The organism is Streptomyces sp. NPDC103540 (assembly GCF_055584445.1).
The window spans coordinates 227,281-243,028 of the sequence record NZ_JBVJMA010000011.1 but is presented as its reverse complement, the minus strand read 5'-3'; the positions used below and the strand labels follow the sequence as shown (position 1 = coordinate 243,028).

Annotated in this window: 9 protein-coding genes and 1 pseudogene; 4 read left to right on the top strand and 6 right to left on the bottom strand. The window is 74.0% G+C overall.

Annotated elements, in window-relative coordinates; all coding sequences use genetic code 11:
- Nucleotides 1–9 precede the first annotated feature (9 nt).
- On the top strand, nucleotides 10–774 hold the full coding sequence (locus tag ACZ6ZI_RS26585; protein ID WP_469524746.1) for a hypothetical protein: 765 nt from the start codon (nucleotides 10–12) through the stop codon (nucleotides 772–774).
- A 52-nt stretch (nucleotides 775–826) separates the two neighbouring features.
- Here the strand turns inward: ACZ6ZI_RS26585 and mfd are convergent, their stop codons facing one another.
- Entirely contained in the window at nucleotides 827–4,363 is a 3,537-nt protein-coding gene (gene mfd / locus ACZ6ZI_RS26580) for a transcription-repair coupling factor (protein WP_469524745.1), read from the bottom strand.
- Nucleotides 4,364–4,796: 433 nt separating this feature from the next.
- Here mfd and ACZ6ZI_RS26575 point away from each other — a divergent pair, with 433 nt between their 5' ends.
- On the top strand, nucleotides 4,797–6,260 hold the full coding sequence (locus ACZ6ZI_RS26575) for a DUF2079 domain-containing protein (RefSeq protein ID WP_469524742.1): 1,464 nt from the start codon (nucleotides 4,797–4,799) through the stop codon (nucleotides 6,258–6,260).
- A 130-nt stretch (nucleotides 6,261–6,390) separates the two neighbouring features.
- On the opposite strand, the gene ACZ6ZI_RS26570 is transcribed toward ACZ6ZI_RS26575, so the two are convergent.
- A complete protein-coding gene (locus ACZ6ZI_RS26570; protein ID WP_469524740.1) occupies nucleotides 6,391–8,967 on the bottom strand; it encodes an ABC transporter permease in 2,577 nt (858 codons plus the stop codon).
- Nucleotides 8,964–9,740: an ABC transporter ATP-binding protein gene (locus ACZ6ZI_RS26565; RefSeq protein ID WP_469524739.1), complete on the bottom strand. Its 777-nt coding sequence runs from the start codon at nucleotides 9,738–9,740 to the stop codon at nucleotides 8,964–8,966. Before ACZ6ZI_RS26565 ends, ACZ6ZI_RS26570 begins: the two co-directional genes overlap by 4 nt.
- Before the next feature lie 431 nt (nucleotides 9,741–10,171).
- On the opposite strand from ACZ6ZI_RS26565, the gene ACZ6ZI_RS26560 reads away from it, so the two are divergent.
- Both ACZ6ZI_RS26560 and ACZ6ZI_RS26555 read left to right on the top strand, forming a co-directional pair.
- Nucleotides 10,172–11,728: an MFS transporter gene (locus tag ACZ6ZI_RS26560; protein ID WP_469524906.1), complete on the top strand. Its 1,557-nt coding sequence runs from the start codon at nucleotides 10,172–10,174 to the stop codon at nucleotides 11,726–11,728.
- 106 nt (nucleotides 11,729–11,834) lie between these two features.
- Nucleotides 11,835–12,788, top strand: coding sequence for a hypothetical protein (locus tag ACZ6ZI_RS26555; protein ID WP_469524738.1), 954 nt, complete (start codon nucleotides 11,835–11,837; stop codon nucleotides 12,786–12,788).
- 61 nt (nucleotides 12,789–12,849) lie between these two features.
- Here the strand turns inward: ACZ6ZI_RS26555 and ACZ6ZI_RS26550 are convergent, their stop codons facing one another.
- The 3 genes and pseudogenes from ACZ6ZI_RS26550 to ACZ6ZI_RS26540 all read right to left on the bottom strand — a co-directional run.
- On the bottom strand, nucleotides 12,850–13,452 hold the full coding sequence (locus tag ACZ6ZI_RS26550) for a DUF7691 family protein (protein ID WP_469524737.1): 603 nt from the start codon (nucleotides 13,450–13,452) through the stop codon (nucleotides 12,850–12,852).
- Nucleotides 13,453–13,490: 38 nt separating this feature from the next.
- Entirely contained in the window at nucleotides 13,491–14,387 is an 897-nt protein-coding gene (locus ACZ6ZI_RS26545; protein ID WP_363055052.1) for a DivIVA domain-containing protein, read from the bottom strand.
- Nucleotides 14,388–14,510: 123 nt separating this feature from the next.
- Nucleotides 14,511–15,748: pseudogene (locus ACZ6ZI_RS26540) on the bottom strand (SUKH-4 family immunity protein); the annotation flags it as partial.

The window sequence follows — 15,748 nt, the reverse complement described above, 5'->3', positions numbered from 1 at the left end:
GGAACCGACGTGCGCACCACCGCGACGACCGTCACCACCGCGCTCGCCTGCGCGGCACTCGCGACGACCTTGACCACCCTCACGGCATGCGGACCGTCCGCCGACACCGCGCGGCCGAAGCCGTCCCCGAGCACCACCGCCCCGCCCTCCTCGCCGCCCGCACCCGACCCGTTCGCGGGCAAGGACCCGGCCGCCGTGCTGCGCGCCGCGTACGAGGAGACGGGACGCGTCTCCGTCAAGGAGTTGCACATCGGGCAGACGAGCGGCGGTCGCCGGATCTCGGCCATGTTGGGCGTCAAGGGGGAGGTGTGCCAGGGCCAGGTCACCGTCATGAAGGCCGGGGCCGCGGACCTCTACCTGAAGGAGGACGTCCTCGCCCTCAAGGCGGACGAGGGCTTCCTCCAGGACCTCTTCAAGGACGCCCCCCGGCCCGAGGTCGATCCCAACGGGTGGACGCCCACCGACGCCTCCGACCCCTCGGTCGCGCACCTGCGCGCCCTCTGCGAGCAGGCCCGGCCGGCCACGGCCTTCCCCGAGACCCGCAACGTCCGGCGGGAGGCCGACAGCTCCTACGACCAGTGGCGGGTGGCCGTCTTCAAGTCGACCACGCCCGACGGGGTCGAGATCACGGACCGCGTGGTGATGGACGGCATCCCCTATCTGGTGGACCGACAGATCGGGGGGCCCGATTTCGGGCGTACCGACTACCTCGGGCTCCCCGGCCTCTCCAGGGAGCCCGCCGCCGCCCCGAGCACGAGCGCACAGCCTTCCTGAGGAAGGCGACCGCCCCGGGGGGCCCGGAGCCCCGGGCCCTCCGGGGGCGCGGTCACGAGCCCAGGATCGTCGTCAGGAACTCGCCCGTCCACGCCAGCAGTTCGCGGCCGACCAGCGGCTTGCCGCCGACCCGGGCGGTCTTCGGGCGCGGGACCAGCACCTGCGAGGTGGCCGGCTTGAGCACCGTGCCCGGGTAGAGCCGCTTCAGACGCAGCTCCTGCGACTCGCGCAACTCCACCGGTCCGAAGCGGATGTTGGGCCCCTGGAGGGTGATGTCCCCGACCCCGCAGGCGCGCGAGAGCATCCGCAGCCCCGCCACCAGCAGCAGGTTCTCCACCGGCTCCGGCAGCTTGCCGTAGCGGTCGGTGAGCTCCTCCCGCACGGCCTTGATGTCCGCCTCGGAGTTGGCCGCGGCGATGGACCGGTACGCCTGGAGGCGCAGCCGCTCGCCGGGCGCGTAGTCGTGCGGGACGTGCGCGTCGACCGGCAGCTCGATCTTCACCTCCAGCGGCGGCTCCTCCTCCACCCCGCCCTCCACGGCGGCCCGGTAGTCGGCCACGGCCTCGCCGACCATGCGGATGTACAGGTCGAAGCCGACGCCCGCGATGTGCCCGGACTGCTCGCCGCCGAGCAGGTTGCCCGCGCCGCGGATCTCCAGGTCCTTCATCGCCACGTACATGCCGGCGCCCATCTCGGTGTGCTGGGCGATCGTCGCGAGACGCTCGTGCGCCGTCTCCGTCAGCGGCTTCTCCGGCGGGTACAGGAAGTACGCGTACCCGCGCTCGCGCCCGCGCCCGACGCGGCCGCGCAGCTGGTGGAGCTGGGAGAGGCCGAAGTTGTCGCCGCGCTCCACGATCAGGGTGTTGGCGTTGGAGATGTCGATGCCCGACTCGACGATCGTCGTGGACACCAGCACGTCGAACTTCTTCTCCCAGAAGTCCACGACGACCTGCTCCAGGGCCTGTTCGGACATCTGGCCGTGCGCGGTCGCGATCCGCGCCTCCGGCACGATCTCGCGCAGCTTGGCGGCGGCCCGGTCGATCGACTCGACCCGGTTGTGGATGTAGAAGCACTGCCCCTCGCGCAGCAGTTCGCGGCGGATCGCGGCGCCGATCTGCTTCTCCTCGTAGGGGCCGACGAAGGTCAGCACCGGGTGGCGCTCCTCCGGCGGGGTGGTGATCGTCGACATCTCGCGGATGCCGGTCACCGCCATCTCCAGGGTGCGCGGGATCGGCGTCGCGGACATCGTCAGCACGTCGACGTTGGCGCGGAGCTTCTTCAGCTGCTCCTTGTGCTCGACGCCGAAGCGCTGTTCCTCGTCGACGATGACCAGGCCCAGGTCCTTGAACCTGGTCTCCCGGGAGAACAGCCGGTGCGTGCCGATGACCACGTCCACCGAGCCCTCCTTCAGCCCCTCCAGGGTGGCCTTGGACTCGGTGTCTGACTGGAAGCGCGACAGCGCCTTCACGTTGACCGGGAACTGGCTGTAGCGCTCGGAGAAGGTCCCGAAGTGCTGCTGCACCAGCAGGGTGGTCGGGACGAGGACGGCGACCTGCTTGCCGTCCTGGACGGCCTTGAAGGCGGCCCGTACCGCGATCTCCGTCTTTCCGTAGCCGACGTCGCCGCAGATCAGGCGGTCCATGGGGACGGACTTCTCCATGTCCTCCTTGACCTCGGCGATGGTGGTGAGCTGGTCGGGGGTCTCCGCGTACGGGAAGGCGTCCTCCAGCTCGCGCTGCCAGGGGGTGTCCGGGCCGAAGGTGTGACCGGGGGCGGCCATGCGCGCGCTGTAGAGCTTGATGAGGTCGGCGGCGATCTCCTTGACGGCCTTCTTCGCCCGCGCCTTGGTCTTCGTCCAGTCGGCGCCGCCGAGCCGGTGCAGGGTCGGGGCCTCGCCTCCCACGTACTTGGTGACCTGCTCCAGCTGGTCGGTGGGGATGTAGAGGCGGTCGCCGGGCTGGCCGCGCTTGGCGGGGGCGTACTCGACGAGGAGGTACTCGCGGGTGGCGCCCTGCACGGTGCGCTGCACCATCTCGATGTAGCGGCCGACGCCGTGCTGCTCGTGGACGATGTGGTCGCCGACCTCCAGGGTGAGGGGGTCGATGGACTTGCGGCGCCGGGTCGGCATCCGGCCGAGGTCCTTGGTGGCCGTGCGCTGTCCGGTCAGGTCCGTCTCGGTGAGGACGGCCAGCCGCAGGGCCGGGTCGACGAAGCCGTTGTCGATCGAGCCGCAGGCGACGTGCACGATCGAGGGTTCCAGGGCGCCGAGGTCGGCCTCCAGGCGGGCGGCGATGCCCTCGCCGCCGAGGACCTCGACGGTGCGGGCGGCCGGGCCGTGGCCCTCGGTCAGGTAGACGGTGTGCCAGCCGTCGGCGATCCAGCCCTTGGTGTCGGCGAGCGCGCGGGCGGTGTCGCCCCGGTAGGCCTCGGGGGCGCGCATGCCCAGCTTGAGGGTGTCCCCGCCGACCAGGTCGGCCTCGTCGGCCGCGAACGGGGAGACCGACCACCACATCATGCCGAGCTCGCGGGCGTGTTCGCGGACGTCCGCGATCCCGCGCAGCGAGGCGGCGCCCACGTCGATGGGGGCCTCGCCGCCGCCGGCGGTGGCCGCCCAGGAGGCCATCAGGAACTCCTGGCTGGTGGCCACCAGGTCGGCGGCCCGGGTGCGGACCCGCTCCGGGTCGCAGACCACGGCCATCGACCGCGCGGGCAGGACGTCGATCAGCAGTTCCATGTCGTCGACGAGGACGGGCGCCAGCGACTCCATGCCCTCGACGGCGATCCCGTCGGCGATCTTGTGGAGCAGTTCGCCCAGCTCGGGGTGGGCCTCGGCCAGCGCGGCGGCCCGCTCGCGCACCTCGTCGGTCAGCAGCAGCTCACGGCAGGGCGGCGCCCACAGGCCGTGCTCGGCGATCTCCAGGGAGCGCTGGTCGGCGACCTTGAAGTAGCGGATCTCCTCGACCTCGTCGCCCCAGAACTCCACGCGCAGCGGGTGTTCCTCCGTGGGCGGGAACACGTCGAGGATGCCGCCGCGCACGGCGAACTCGCCGCGCTTCTCGACGAGCTCGACGCGGGCGTACGCCGCCGCCGCGAGCGCTCGCGTCACGTCGCCCAGGTCGACGCTCTCCCGCTGGCGCAGGCTCACCGGCACCAGGTCCCCGAGCCCCTTGACCTGCGGCTGGAGCACCGAGCGGATGGGGGCGACCACCACCGAGACGGGACCGGCCGCCGGGTCGTCCGGGCTCGGGTGCGTCAGCCGGCGCAGCACCGCGATGCGGCGGCCCACGGTGTCGCTGCGCGGGCTGAGCCGCTCGTGGGGCAGCGTCTCCCAGGACGGGTAGTCCACCACCTCGTCGGGGGGCAGCAGGGAACGCAGCGCGGCGGCGAGTTCCTCGGCCTCCCGTCCGGTGGCGGTGACGGCGAGGACGGTCCGCCCGGTCCGGGCGGCCAGCGCGGCGATCGCGAAGGGCCGCGCGGCGGGCGGGCCGACGAGGTCCACGTGCATGCGGTTGCCGTCCCCGGCCGCGGTGACCGCCTCGGCGAGGGCCGGGTCCCGGGTGACGGCGTCGAGCAGTCCGTGCAGGCTCATGAAGGGGGCTTTCCGTCCTGGAAGAGTGCGGAGGGGCAACGCGAAGGACCCGACACGTGGAACGGGCCGGGGGTTCCCACCCTACGACGCGGCCGGCGGGCGCGCGCGAAGGATTCCGACCCCCGACACGCCGGGCCGCCCGCCCCGCCGGTCGGGCCGGCGGAGCGGCCGGGGCCGCGCCCGGGGCGGGCACGGGGGGCGCACGACCGGGCACGGGCCGAGGCACGGGGTCGGGCACGGGGTCGGGGCACAGGTCGCGGCACGGGCCGGCGCGCGGGCGGGACGGGGCGTCGGGCGGGTGGCGCCGACCGGCGGAAGCGGAGGGTGCGGCTCCAAGGCGGGCCGGGGGCGGGGGCGCGCGCACGGCCCGGCCGGGGGCGGGTCCGGGGGCGGGTCCGGGGCCTCACCCGTTCGGGTGCGAAAATCCGTCCGTATGCCGATACCCCCCGGGACGCCCCCGATCCCCGAGGAGCCCGCCGCCGCCGAGGCCGCGGGCTCCTCGGCGTCCCGCGCACCCCTCGCCGCGACCGGCCGCGCCCCGTACCGGCGACGGGCGGCCCGCCTGGCCCCGTACGCGCTGACGGTCCTGCTGTTCCTCGCGTACGCGACGCTCTCCCTGGCCCGCCACCGGCGGATGGAGGAGTACTCCTGGGACCTCGGGATCTTCGAGCAGGTGGTGCGGTCCTACGCCTGGCTGCGGGCGCCCGTGGCCGACCTGAAGGGGCCGGGCTTCAACATCCTCGGCGACCACTTCAGCCCGATCGTCGCGCTGATCGCCCCCTTCTACCGGCTCCACCCGAGCCCCGTCACCCTCCTCGTGGCGCAGGCGGCCCTGTTCGCGCTGTCCGCCCTGCCCGTCACCCGGGCCTCGATCCGCCTCCTCGGGCAGGCCCGGGGGCTCGCCCTCGGGGCGGCGTACGGGCTGTCCTGGGGGGTCCAACGGGCCGTCGACTTCGACTTCCACGAGATCTGCTTCGCCGTGCCGCTGCTGGCCTTCGCCCTGGAGGCGCTCCTCGCGCGCCGCTGGCGGGCCGCGCTCGCCTGGGGGGCGCCGCTGCTGCTGGTCAAGGAGGACCTCGGGGTCACCCTGGCGGCGTTGGCCCTGGTGGTGGCCTGGCGGGCCCGGGCGGACGACCGCCGCGCCGCCCGACTGGCCGTGGCGGTGGCCGCGGCGGGCGTGCTGGTGGCCGCGCTGGTGTTCACCGTGGTGATCCCCTCCTTCGCCGGCGAGGGCTACGCCTACTGGGAGAAGCTCGACCGCCCCGGCGGCCCGCTGCGCGGACTCGGCACGAAGATCGCCACCCTCGCCTGGGTGCTGCTGCCCACCAGCGGGTTGCTCGCGCTGCGCTCCCCGCTGCTGCTGGTCGCCGTGCCCACCCTCGGCTGGCGCTTCGTGTCGGGCGAGCCGCACTACTGGTCCACCGACTGGCACTACAGCGCCGTCCTGATGCCGGTCGTGGCCCTCGCCCTGGCCGACGCCCTCGACACCGTCCGCCGCGGCGGACGGCCGTGGCTGCGCTCCTACGCCCTCCAGCTGCCCGCCGCCCTGCTCGCCGCCGCCCTCGCCCTGAGCGCCACCACCCTGCCGCTGGCCCGGCTCGGGGAGCGGAGCCCGTACACGACGCCGGCCCGGGTGGCCGCCGTCGAGGAGCTGCTCACGGCGATCCCGGACGGGGCCTGGGTGGAGGCCGACAACGGGCCGCTCGGCCGGCTGACCTCGCGCTGCCGGGTGATGTGGATCGGTGACACCCGGGGGGTGCTGCCGGCGTACCTGACCTTCGACAACTCCGACGAATGGGCCGGCGACCCGGTCGAGTACGCGGCCCGGCTGCACCCCGGGGCCCGGTTCGCCCTGGTGGGCGAGGCGGGCGGCGTGGTGCTGCTCGCCCGCGTCTGACCGGCGCCGGCCCCGGGCCGCGCAGCCGCACCCGCACCCGCGCACCCGCCCCGCGCACGGCGCCGGCCCCGGGCCGTCCTCGCGGACGATCCGGGGCCGGCGGTTTCCCCCCGTACGACCGCCGCGCCGGCTACTCGCTCGCGATCGCGTTCAGGACGTTCATCCGCCCCGCCCGGAAGGCCGGGACCAGTGCGGCGAACAGGCCCACCAGGGCCGAGCCGGCGAACACGCCGAGGATCGTCGGCCACGGGATCTCCAGCACCTTCAGGCCTTCGAGGGCCAGCAGCTGCTGCGCGGTCGCGCCCCAGCCCATGCCGAGGCCGAGGCCCAGGAGGGCGCCGAAGAGGGCGATGACCACCGACTCCAGGCGGATCATGCGGCGCAGCTGGCGGCGCGAGAGGCCGATGGCCCGCATCAGCCCGATCTCCCGGGTCCGCTCGACCACCGACAGGGCCAGGGTGTTCACGACACCGAGCACCGCGACGATGATCGCGAGGCCGAGGAGCCCGTAGACGATGTTCAGCATCTGGCCGACCTGGTCCTTCAGGGCCTCCTTGTAGTCGGCCTGGTTGCGGACCTTGTACTGCGGGTACTCGGCGAGGGCCTTCTTGACGTCCTCGTAGGCGCTCGCCGCCTGCCCGTCCTTGGCGGTGGCCAGCAGCATGAAGGGGCGCGGCATCCGGTCGGCGGGCAGGTTGGCCTGCACCAGCGCGGTGCTGACGTACTTCGCGCCCTTGTCGAGGTTGCCCTCGTCGAGGGTGATCGCGGCCACCTTCAGCCGGACGGTGTTGCCGCCGGTGAGGGCCACCGTCAGCTCGTCGCCGAGCTTGACGCGGTGGGCGTCGGCGTAGAGCGAGCCGACGGAGATGGCGTTCGTGCCGTACGCGGCCGCGTGCTCGCCGGCCACCGTCTTGCGCCGGATGTCCTCGGCGTAGGTGGGGTCGGTGACGCTCAGCCGCTCGTCGACGGTGGAGCCGTCGGGGGCGGTGACCTTGGCCGTGACCTGGCGGTAGGCGGTGACGTGGTCGAGGCGGGTGCTGCCGCGCATCGCCTGTTCGGCCTGGGGCATGACGGGCTGACCGGTCTCGGAGGCGACGATGTAGTCCGCGCCGACCGACTTGTCGAGTTCGTCGGTGGCGGAGGCCACCATGGAGGAGCCGACCACCGACAGGCAGGCGACCAGCGCCAGTCCGATCATCAGCGCGGCGGCGGTGGCGCCGGTGCGGCGCGGGTTGCGCAGCGCGTTGCGCTCGGCGAGCCGGCCGACGGAGCCGAAGGGCCGCAGGACGACCCCGGAGAGGACGCGGACGACGCCGGCGGCGAGCAGCGGGCCGATCATGATGAAGCCGATCAGCGTGAACAGCACGCCGACGCCCAGCCACAGGGAGCCCGCGCCGGCCTTCTCGGCGGCGGTCGCGAGGTAGAGGCCGGCGCCGCCTATGCCGGTGACGACGAGGCCGAGGACGGCGCGGACCATGCCGGCCTTGCGGTCGCCGGGGTTGCCGGAGTCGCGCAGGGCGGCCATCGGGGAGACCTTGCCGGCCCGGCGGCCCGGGACGTACGCGGCGACGACGGTGACGACGATGCCGAGGACGAGGCCGGCGACCGGGGTCGTCCACACCACCGTCAGGTCGCCGGTGGACATCTCCATGCCCAGCAGGCCCATGAGCTTCATGAGGCCGATGGCCAGGCCGATGCCGGCGGCGACGCCGAGCAGGGAGCCGACGAGGCCGAGCAGGAAGGCCTCGAGGAGGACGGAGCGGTTGATCTGGCGGCGGTCGGCGCCGATGGCGCGCATCAGGCCGATCTCGCGGGTGCGCTGGGCGACCAGCATCGAGAAGGTGTTGAAGATCAGGAAGATGCCGACGAGGAAGGCGATGGCGGCGAAGCCGAGCATCGCGTACTTCAGGACGTCCATGAAGGCGCCGACGTCCTTGCGGTTGGCGTCGGCCGCCTCCTTGGCGGTCTGGAGCTTGTGGGAGCCGGCGCCGAGGGCGTTCGCGACGTTCTGCTTGAGCTGCTCGTCGCTCACCCCGTCCTTGGCGGTGACGTTGACGTGGGTGAAGGCCCCGGCGGACCCGAGCAGGCCGGTCTGCGCGGTGGGGGTGTCGAAGTAGACGAGGGTCGCGCCCGGGTTGGTCACCTGGAAGGTGGCGATGCCGCTGATCTTCGAGCGGAGGTCGCCGTTGAAGGTGATGGTGCGCAGTTCGTCGCCGAGGGCGAGGTGGTGCTTCTTCGCCGTGTCGTTGTCGATCATCACCTCGGTGGGGCCGCGGGGGGCCTTGCCCGAGGTGATCTTCATGGACTTCAGTTCGTTGTCGTTCCAGTTGCCCGCGAGGGTGGGGGCGCCCGTGGTGGAGCCCATGTTCTCGTTCTTGGCGTTGACGACCGTGACGGCGGTGGAGACGACCCCGCCCTCGGCGGACTTCACGCCCTCGGCGCCCGCCACCTTGGCGACGACGGCGGCGTCGAGGGTCGGGGGCCTGCCGGTGTCGGGGATCTCCTCGCCGACGTCGGACTGCTTCGGGCTGACGGTGACGTCGGAGTTGGTGACCGCGAACAGCTTGTCGAAGGTCGTGTTCATCGTGTCGGTGAACACGAGGGTGCCGCAGACGAAGGCGACGGACAGCAGGACGGCTATGGCGGAGAGCGCCATGCGCCCCTTGTGCGCGACGAAGTTGCGTCGCGCCGTCTTCATGACGGTCACGAGGTCCGCCCGCGTGCGTCGAAGTCCTTCATGCGGTCGAGGACCTGGTCGGCGGTGGGGGCGTGCATCTCGTCGACGATGCGGCCGTCGGCGAGGAAGATGACGCGGTCCGCGTAGGAGGCGGCGACGGGGTCGTGGGTGACCATCACGATGGTCTGGCCGAGGGAGTCCACCGACTGGCGCAGGAAGCCGAGGACCTCGGCGCCGGCGCGGGAGTCGAGGTTTCCGGTGGGCTCGTCGCCGAAGATGATCGCCGGGCGGGCGGCGAGGGCGCGGGCGACGGCCACGCGCTGCTGCTGTCCGCCGGAGAGTTCGGTGGGCCGGTGCTTGAGGCGGCCCGCGAGGCCGACGGTCTCCACGACGCGGTCGAGCCACTGCGGGTCGGGCTTGCGGCCGGCGATGTCCATGGGGAGCGTGATGTTCTCCAGGGCGTTCAGCGTCGGCAGCAGGTTGAAGGCCTGGAAGATGAAGCCGATCTTGTCCCGGCGCAGCCTGGTGAGCTTCTTGTCCTTCAGGCCGGTGATCTCGGTGTCGTCGAGGTGGATGTGGCCGCTCGTCACGGTGTCCAGTCCGGCCAGGCAGTGCATCAGCGTGGACTTGCCGGAGCCCGAGGGACCCATGATCGCGGTGAACTGCCCCCGGTGGATGTCGACGTCCACCTCGTCGAGGGCGACGACGCGGGTCTCGCCGGATCCGTAGGCCTTGACGACCTTGCGCGCCCGGGCCGCGACGGCGCCGTGGCCGCCGATGTCCCCGTGCCTGGTTTCGGTCATCGCCGATGTCACGGTCTTCTCCCCTGTTCGTGGTGCCTGTGGCCGTGTCCGCCCGCGTGCGCGCGCGTCGCCGCCTCGAAGTCTGCGCGGCGGGGCCGGCCGACGCGCTGGTGCCCGTCGCCGTATCCGCCGGGGGGTTAACCCCACCCCCCGGCGCCCCGCCCGTAGGAATCAGTTAAAGACCCGAAAGGACCTTCGGCCTCCTCCGCCGGGACGAAAGACCCCTGGGCCGGAATGCTGACCCACCCCTAGGGGATGTCCACCCTTCGGACCGTCCGGGGTCGGGGATACCCTCCGGCGCACCCCCGGTGAGATGGTGTTTCCTTCGGACGGGGGAGGCAGGGGTGGGGACAGCCGAGCACGGGGCGCGCGCCCGCGACGAGGACGCGACCGGCCCCGACGCGGCGGCCGGGGGAAAGGTTTCCGCCGGCTTGGACGCGCCCGCGGGCGCGGCGACCTCAGGCGCCACGACCGCCGGCGACGGCGGCGTCACCGGCGTGCCGGGGCGGCCGCCCACCGCCGTGGTCGTCGCCCTGATGCTGTGCATGGCCCTGGTGGCCCTCGACAGCACGATCGTCTCCACCGCCGTCCCTCAGATCGTCGGCGACCTCGGCGGGTTCTCCGTCTTCTCCTGGGTCTTCTCCGGCTACCTCCTCGCCGTCACCGTCACCCTCCCCGTCTACGGCAAGCTGAACGACACCCTGGGCCGCAAGCCCGTGCTCCTCTTCGGCACCGCGCTGTTCCTCGTCGGCTCGATCCTGTGCGCCTTCGCCTGGAACATGGCCGCGCTCATCGCGTTCCGGATCGTGCAGGGGCTGGGCGGCGGCGCCCTCCAGAGCACCGTGCAGACCCTGGCCGCCGACCTCTACCCGCTCAAGGACCGCCCCCGCATCCAGGCCCGGATGACCACCGTGTGGGCCTCGTCCGCCCTCGTCGGCCCGGCCCTCGGCGGACTGCTCGCCCAGTACGCGGGCTGGCGCTGGACCTTCCTGATCAACGTCCCGCTCGCGGGCCTCGCCCTGTGGCTGACCGCCCGCCGGCTCGTGGAGCCCGTACGCTCCCCCGGGCGCCGGGGGCCCGTCGACTGGGCCGGGGCGCTCGGGGTGTTCGTCTGCGGCGGGCTGCTGCTGTTCGCCCTGGTGCAGGGCGGGGTCGCCTGGCCCTGGCTGTCCGCCCCCTCCCTCGGGCTGCTGGCCGCGAGCGCGGTCGCGGCCGTCGTCGTCGTCCGGGTCGAGCGTCGGGCCGAGGAGCCGATCCTGCCCGGCTGGGTCTGGCGCCGGCGCACCATCGCCGCCGTCAACCTGGCCCTGGGCGCGCTGGGGCTGCTGATGATCGCCCCGATGGTGTTCATGCCGACGTACGCGCAGACCGTGCTCGGCCTCGGACCCGTCGGCGCGGGCCTGCTGATGGCGCTCATGACCCTGAGCTGGCCCGTCTCGGCCGCCCTGTGCCAACACGTCTACCGGCGCATCGGCTTCCGCGACACCGCCGTCCTCGGCATGTCCCTGGCAGCCGTCGTCCTGTTCTCCTTCACCCTGCTGCCCCACCCCGCCCGGGCCTGGCAGCCCGCGCTGGTCATGTTGCTGCTGGGCGCGGCCCTCGGACTGTTCCAACTGCCGCTCATCGTCGGGGTGCAGTCCACGGTGGGCTGGGCCGAGCGGGGCACCACCACCGCCTCGGTGCTGTTCTGCCGCACCGTCGGGCAGAGCGTGGGGGCCGCGTTGCTCGGCGCCGTGGCCAACGCCACCGTCGCGGCCCGGCTGGCGGGCGCCCCGGGGGCGGGGCTGCCCACGACGCTGGACGACGTGTCGCGGGCCCTGGCGGCGCCGGGCGAGCTGTCCCCCGCCGCGGCCCGACACCTGCGCGACGCGGTGGCCGCCGCGGTGGACCACATCTTCCTCGGCGCGACCGCCGCCGCGCTCGCGGCCCTGCTGGCGCTCCTGCTGATCGCCCCGCGCCGCTTCCCGGTCCTCCCCGAACAGCGCTGAAGCCCGTCACGCCTGCCACGCCTGCTGGTCACGCTCGCTTGTCATGCTTGTCATGCACGGAGCCGGTGGGTGACCCTCTACCCACGGACCGCACCGGGGGGACCCCATGACAGCCACGTTCTTCGCCCTGGCGTTACTCGCCGCCCTGACCCTGCCGGTCGGCCTGCGCCTGCGCCGCTCCCCGGGGTTCGTCACCGGCCGCGACGGCCGCCTGTCGACCTCCACCACCCTCGCGCTCGCCTGGACCGTCATCCTGGTCTGGCTGCTCCTCGCGATCCTCGCCCACGGGCTGACGGCGGGCGGCGGCGTCTCCTGGTTCCGGGGCCCCGACGGCCCCCTGTCCCCCCTGACCTCGGTGTACCTGCCGCTGCTCGGCGGCCCGTACCTGGCCCTGATCGGGGCGAAGGCCGTCGTGGGCCTGCGCGTGGAACACGGCAGCATGGCCAAGCCCGCCCCGAAGCCCTCCGCCGACGGGCGCCGCCCCCTGCGGGAACTCATCGCGGGCGACGGCGGGCGCGTGGACCTCGTCGACCTCCAGTACGTCGCCCTGAGCGCGGTCACCATGCTCTACGTGGTGCTGTTCTTCCTCGCGGACCCGACCGCCGGGCTGCCCCGACTGCCCTCCGAGATCTGGGCCCTGACGGGCGCGCCGGCCGGCGCCTACCTCGTCAACAAGATGGCCACCCGGGCCAATCCGGTCATCACCCGCGTCGGAGCCACAGGCGGCCTGCTCACCGTCGAGGGCGGCGGGTTCACCGAACCCCGCCTCACCGTCGACGACACCCCCCTGGTCGCGGACGTCCACCCCGCGACCGGCGCCCTGACCGCCGCGCTGCCGCCCTCGCTCCGCCCCCCGTTCACGGTGGTCGTCACCTCGCGCGGCCTGCGCAGCGACCCGTACGCCTACGCGGGCCCGGCCGACGCCGCGCCCGCGCCCTCGCCCGTGTCGGTGTCCGTACCGGTGCCCGCGCCCGGGAGCCCCGCACCCGCGACCCCCTCGGCCGGACCGGCTCCCGCCCCGCCCACACCCGACCGACCGGCCGACGACCCCCGCCCGTGACCCCGCCCGTACCCCCGGCCCCCTCCCCGGCGGCGGCCCGGACGCGGGCCCGCGTCGCGGCTCAGGACCGGAAGCCGACGATCCCGTACCCCGCACCGCGCGGCACGCGCCGCAGCCAGCCAACGACCTGCTCGACCGCCTCGGCCACGTCACGATCCGCCACCGGGGCCAGGCCGAGGCGCCGGCCCTCCTCGAACTGCTCCAGCGCCCGCTCGCACTCCTCGGGCGACCACGCGCCGCAACCCGGGACGTGCGTGTACGGCAGACCGGACGGCAGCCGGCAGGAGTCGAAGGCCGCCACGGAGACGGCGGTGACGTTCACGGCGCGCAGCCCCTCGTCCACCATCGACAGCCAGTCGCCCCGGTAGGGGCTGAAGGAGGAGTTGTCGAGGAAGGGGCCGCCCATCGCGCAGATCCGCCGGTAGGCGTAGCCGTACTGGAAGGCGTGTTCCGCCTCGTACGGCCCCCCGTTCACCACCGCCTCCAGCGCCTGCGCGGCGGTCGGGGCGCCGGCGGCTATCGCGTCGGCGAACCAGTCGTCGTCATCGGCGATCTCCGCGGCGAACTCGGCGCGGATCGCCCGCAGGAACCCCTGGTCCCCCGACCCGACCCACGCCCGGGTCCTCTCCGTCTCCAGCAGGTACAGACTCAACGCGGTGCTCATGCCGCGATCCTAGGATCCGCCGGTGACAGCCGCCCCGGTCAGCCCTCCGCCGGCGCCCGGCCCGTCAACGCCGCCAGGCTGGAGCGGACGTGGTTCATGTGCGCCCGCATCTCCTCCTGCGCCTCCTCGTGCTCGCGCAGGATCCGGTCCGTCTCCCGGCCCGTGCGCTCCTCGCGCACCCGTGCCTGCGCGAGGAGTTCGGCGGCCCGCGCCTCCGCGTCCTCCTGGCCGTGCCGCGCCGACTCCTCGGCCTCCGCGAAGCCGCGCCGGGCCTCCGACAACCGGGCCTGCGCGTACCGTTCCAGTTCGGCCTGCCGGGCCTCCTGCTCGGCCTCGCGCGCCGCCGCCTCGCGTTCGGCGGCGTCCCACCGCTCCGTGTGCTCCTGCTCCCGCTCCGCCAGCAGCGCCTCCGCGCGCCGCCGCGTCTCGACGAGGCCCGCCTGGGCCTCCGAGCGCCAACCGGCCGCGTCGGAGCGGGCCTCGGCCCGCGCCTCGTCCGCCTCCCGCTGCGCCCGCAGCAGGCCCTGCCGGGCCCGCACCTCGGTCTGCTCGCGCACGGCCTCCCCGTCGTGGCGCGCCGACTCCGCCACCCGGTCCGCGTACGCCTCCGCCGCGCCCGCCGCCTCGACGGCGTCGGCCCGCGCGTCCGCGCGCAGCACCTCGGCCTCCTCCTGGGCCAACGCCAGGATCCGTCGGGCCCGTTCGCTCAGCTCGTCGTAGGTCTGGGGGGCCAGCGCGGCCACGGCCTCCCGCAGCCGGTCCGCCTCCGCCTCCAGCTGCTTGGCCAGGACCGTCAGCCGTGCCACGCGTTCCCAGGCCTCGTCGCGGCTGCCGGCCAGCCGTGCGAGGTACCGGTCGACGTCCTCCATCCGGTAACCGCGACCGCGTACGGTCGAGAAACCCTGAGGTCCGTGAGGTGACATGGGTGCACTCATCCTGGAAGCGCCTCTCTCGCGGGGATTCCCGTCAAGGATGCGTCATTTGCTCCCCGAAGCCGGAATGGCCGGGCCGCGACCCCGTTCGGGGGCACCGGCCCGGCCAATGATCCGATCACCTGATCAGAGCAGTCCGTCCCACATCTGCTCCAGCAGCACCGACCACCAGCTCTCCGGGGAGGCCAGCGCCGCGCTGTCGAGGCCCGCCAGATTCGCCTGGAAATCGACGGTCCACCGGCCGGCCTGCTCCGGCGTCAAGTGCTGCCGTAGCCGCCACATGTGACCCAGCATCGCCAGCGAGCGCGCGAACTGCGGCAGGCTCGAATTGACGAACTGCGGCGCCACGGGCGTCCCGCCGGGCCCGGCCTCGACCGGCACCGCCACGATGTGCGCGGTGCCGTACTGCACGCACAGCGCCTTGCCGAAGTCGCTGCCGACGACCAGGTACGAGCCCGCGTCGGAGGCCGGCTGCACCCCCCGCTGCGCGGCCAGTTCGGCCAGGGTCGGCACCGGCTGCCCGGGGACGGCCTGCGCCCAGAAGAACGGCCCGAAGTCGACCGGCAGGCCGGCCCACATCAGGGTCTGCGCCACGATCTCCGGTACGCCCTGCCGGGACACCGCCCGCTGGTCGAACCGGAACACCCCCTGCGGCCCGAAGGCGCCGGCCAGCTCCTGCGCGATGGCGTCCATCGGGATCGCCGGCTGGAGCGGGACCTGGGGCAGCGGCGCCCGCACCGGCGCGGGGCGCGCCGGTCCGTCCGCCACCTGGTGCAGCTCACCCTGATGGGTGAGCAGGTGCCTCATGCCCTGCTGACGTCCCGCGTGGTCGGTCCCGTACGGGGCCACGCTCGTGATCCGCACCTGCGGCCACGTCTCCCGGATCATCCGGGCGCAGTAGCCGCCCGGCAGCTCGCAGGAGGCCAGCTCGGTGTGCAGCTCCAGCACCTGCTGCGGCGGCACGTTCATGGCGCGCAGCTCGTACAGGATCTGCCACTCGGGGTGCGGCGTGCCGGGCGCCGAGCGGCGGATCAGCTGCTGCTCGGAGCCGTCGGGGGCGCGGTAGCGGAGCACCGCCTGGTAGCCGGGGCCGACGGTGGGCACCCCGGAGGGCGCCGGGGGCTGCGCGGGCCCACCGCGCGGCGGCGCCGGCGCCGCGCCCGGCGGACCGGGCGGAGCCGGCGGCTGCTGCGCACCCGGAGCGGCCAGCATCGTCGCGGCGTGCTGCGGCGCACCACCACCCGGAGCACCGGGAGCGCCGGGCGCACCGGGAGCGCCGGGCGGACCGGGCGGGCCCACCACGGCGGGACCGGCCAACATCGTCGCGGCGTGATCGAGGCCACCGCCGGCGGCACCGGGCGCGG

Bases quoted from the DNA above. Each gene is read 5' to 3' on its own strand.
- mfd (WP_469524745.1), bottom strand. From the start codon at position 4,363: ATGAGCCTGCACGGACTGCTCGACGCCGTCACCCGGGACCCGGCCCTC.
- ACZ6ZI_RS26575 (WP_469524742.1), top strand. From the start codon at position 4,797: ATGCCGATACCCCCCGGGACGCCCCCGATCCCCGAGGAGCCCGCCGCC.
- ACZ6ZI_RS26565 (WP_469524739.1), bottom strand. From the start codon at position 9,740: ATGACCGAAACCAGGCACGGGGACATCGGCGGCCACGGCGCCGTCGCG.
- ACZ6ZI_RS26555 (WP_469524738.1), top strand. From the start codon at position 11,835: ATGACAGCCACGTTCTTCGCCCTGGCGTTACTCGCCGCCCTGACCCTG.
- ACZ6ZI_RS26550 (WP_469524737.1), bottom strand. From the start codon at position 13,452: ATGAGCACCGCGTTGAGTCTGTACCTGCTGGAGACGGAGAGGACCCGG.
- ACZ6ZI_RS26545 (WP_363055052.1), bottom strand. From the start codon at position 14,387: ATGAGTGCACCCATGTCACCTCACGGACCTCAGGGTTTCTCGACCGTA.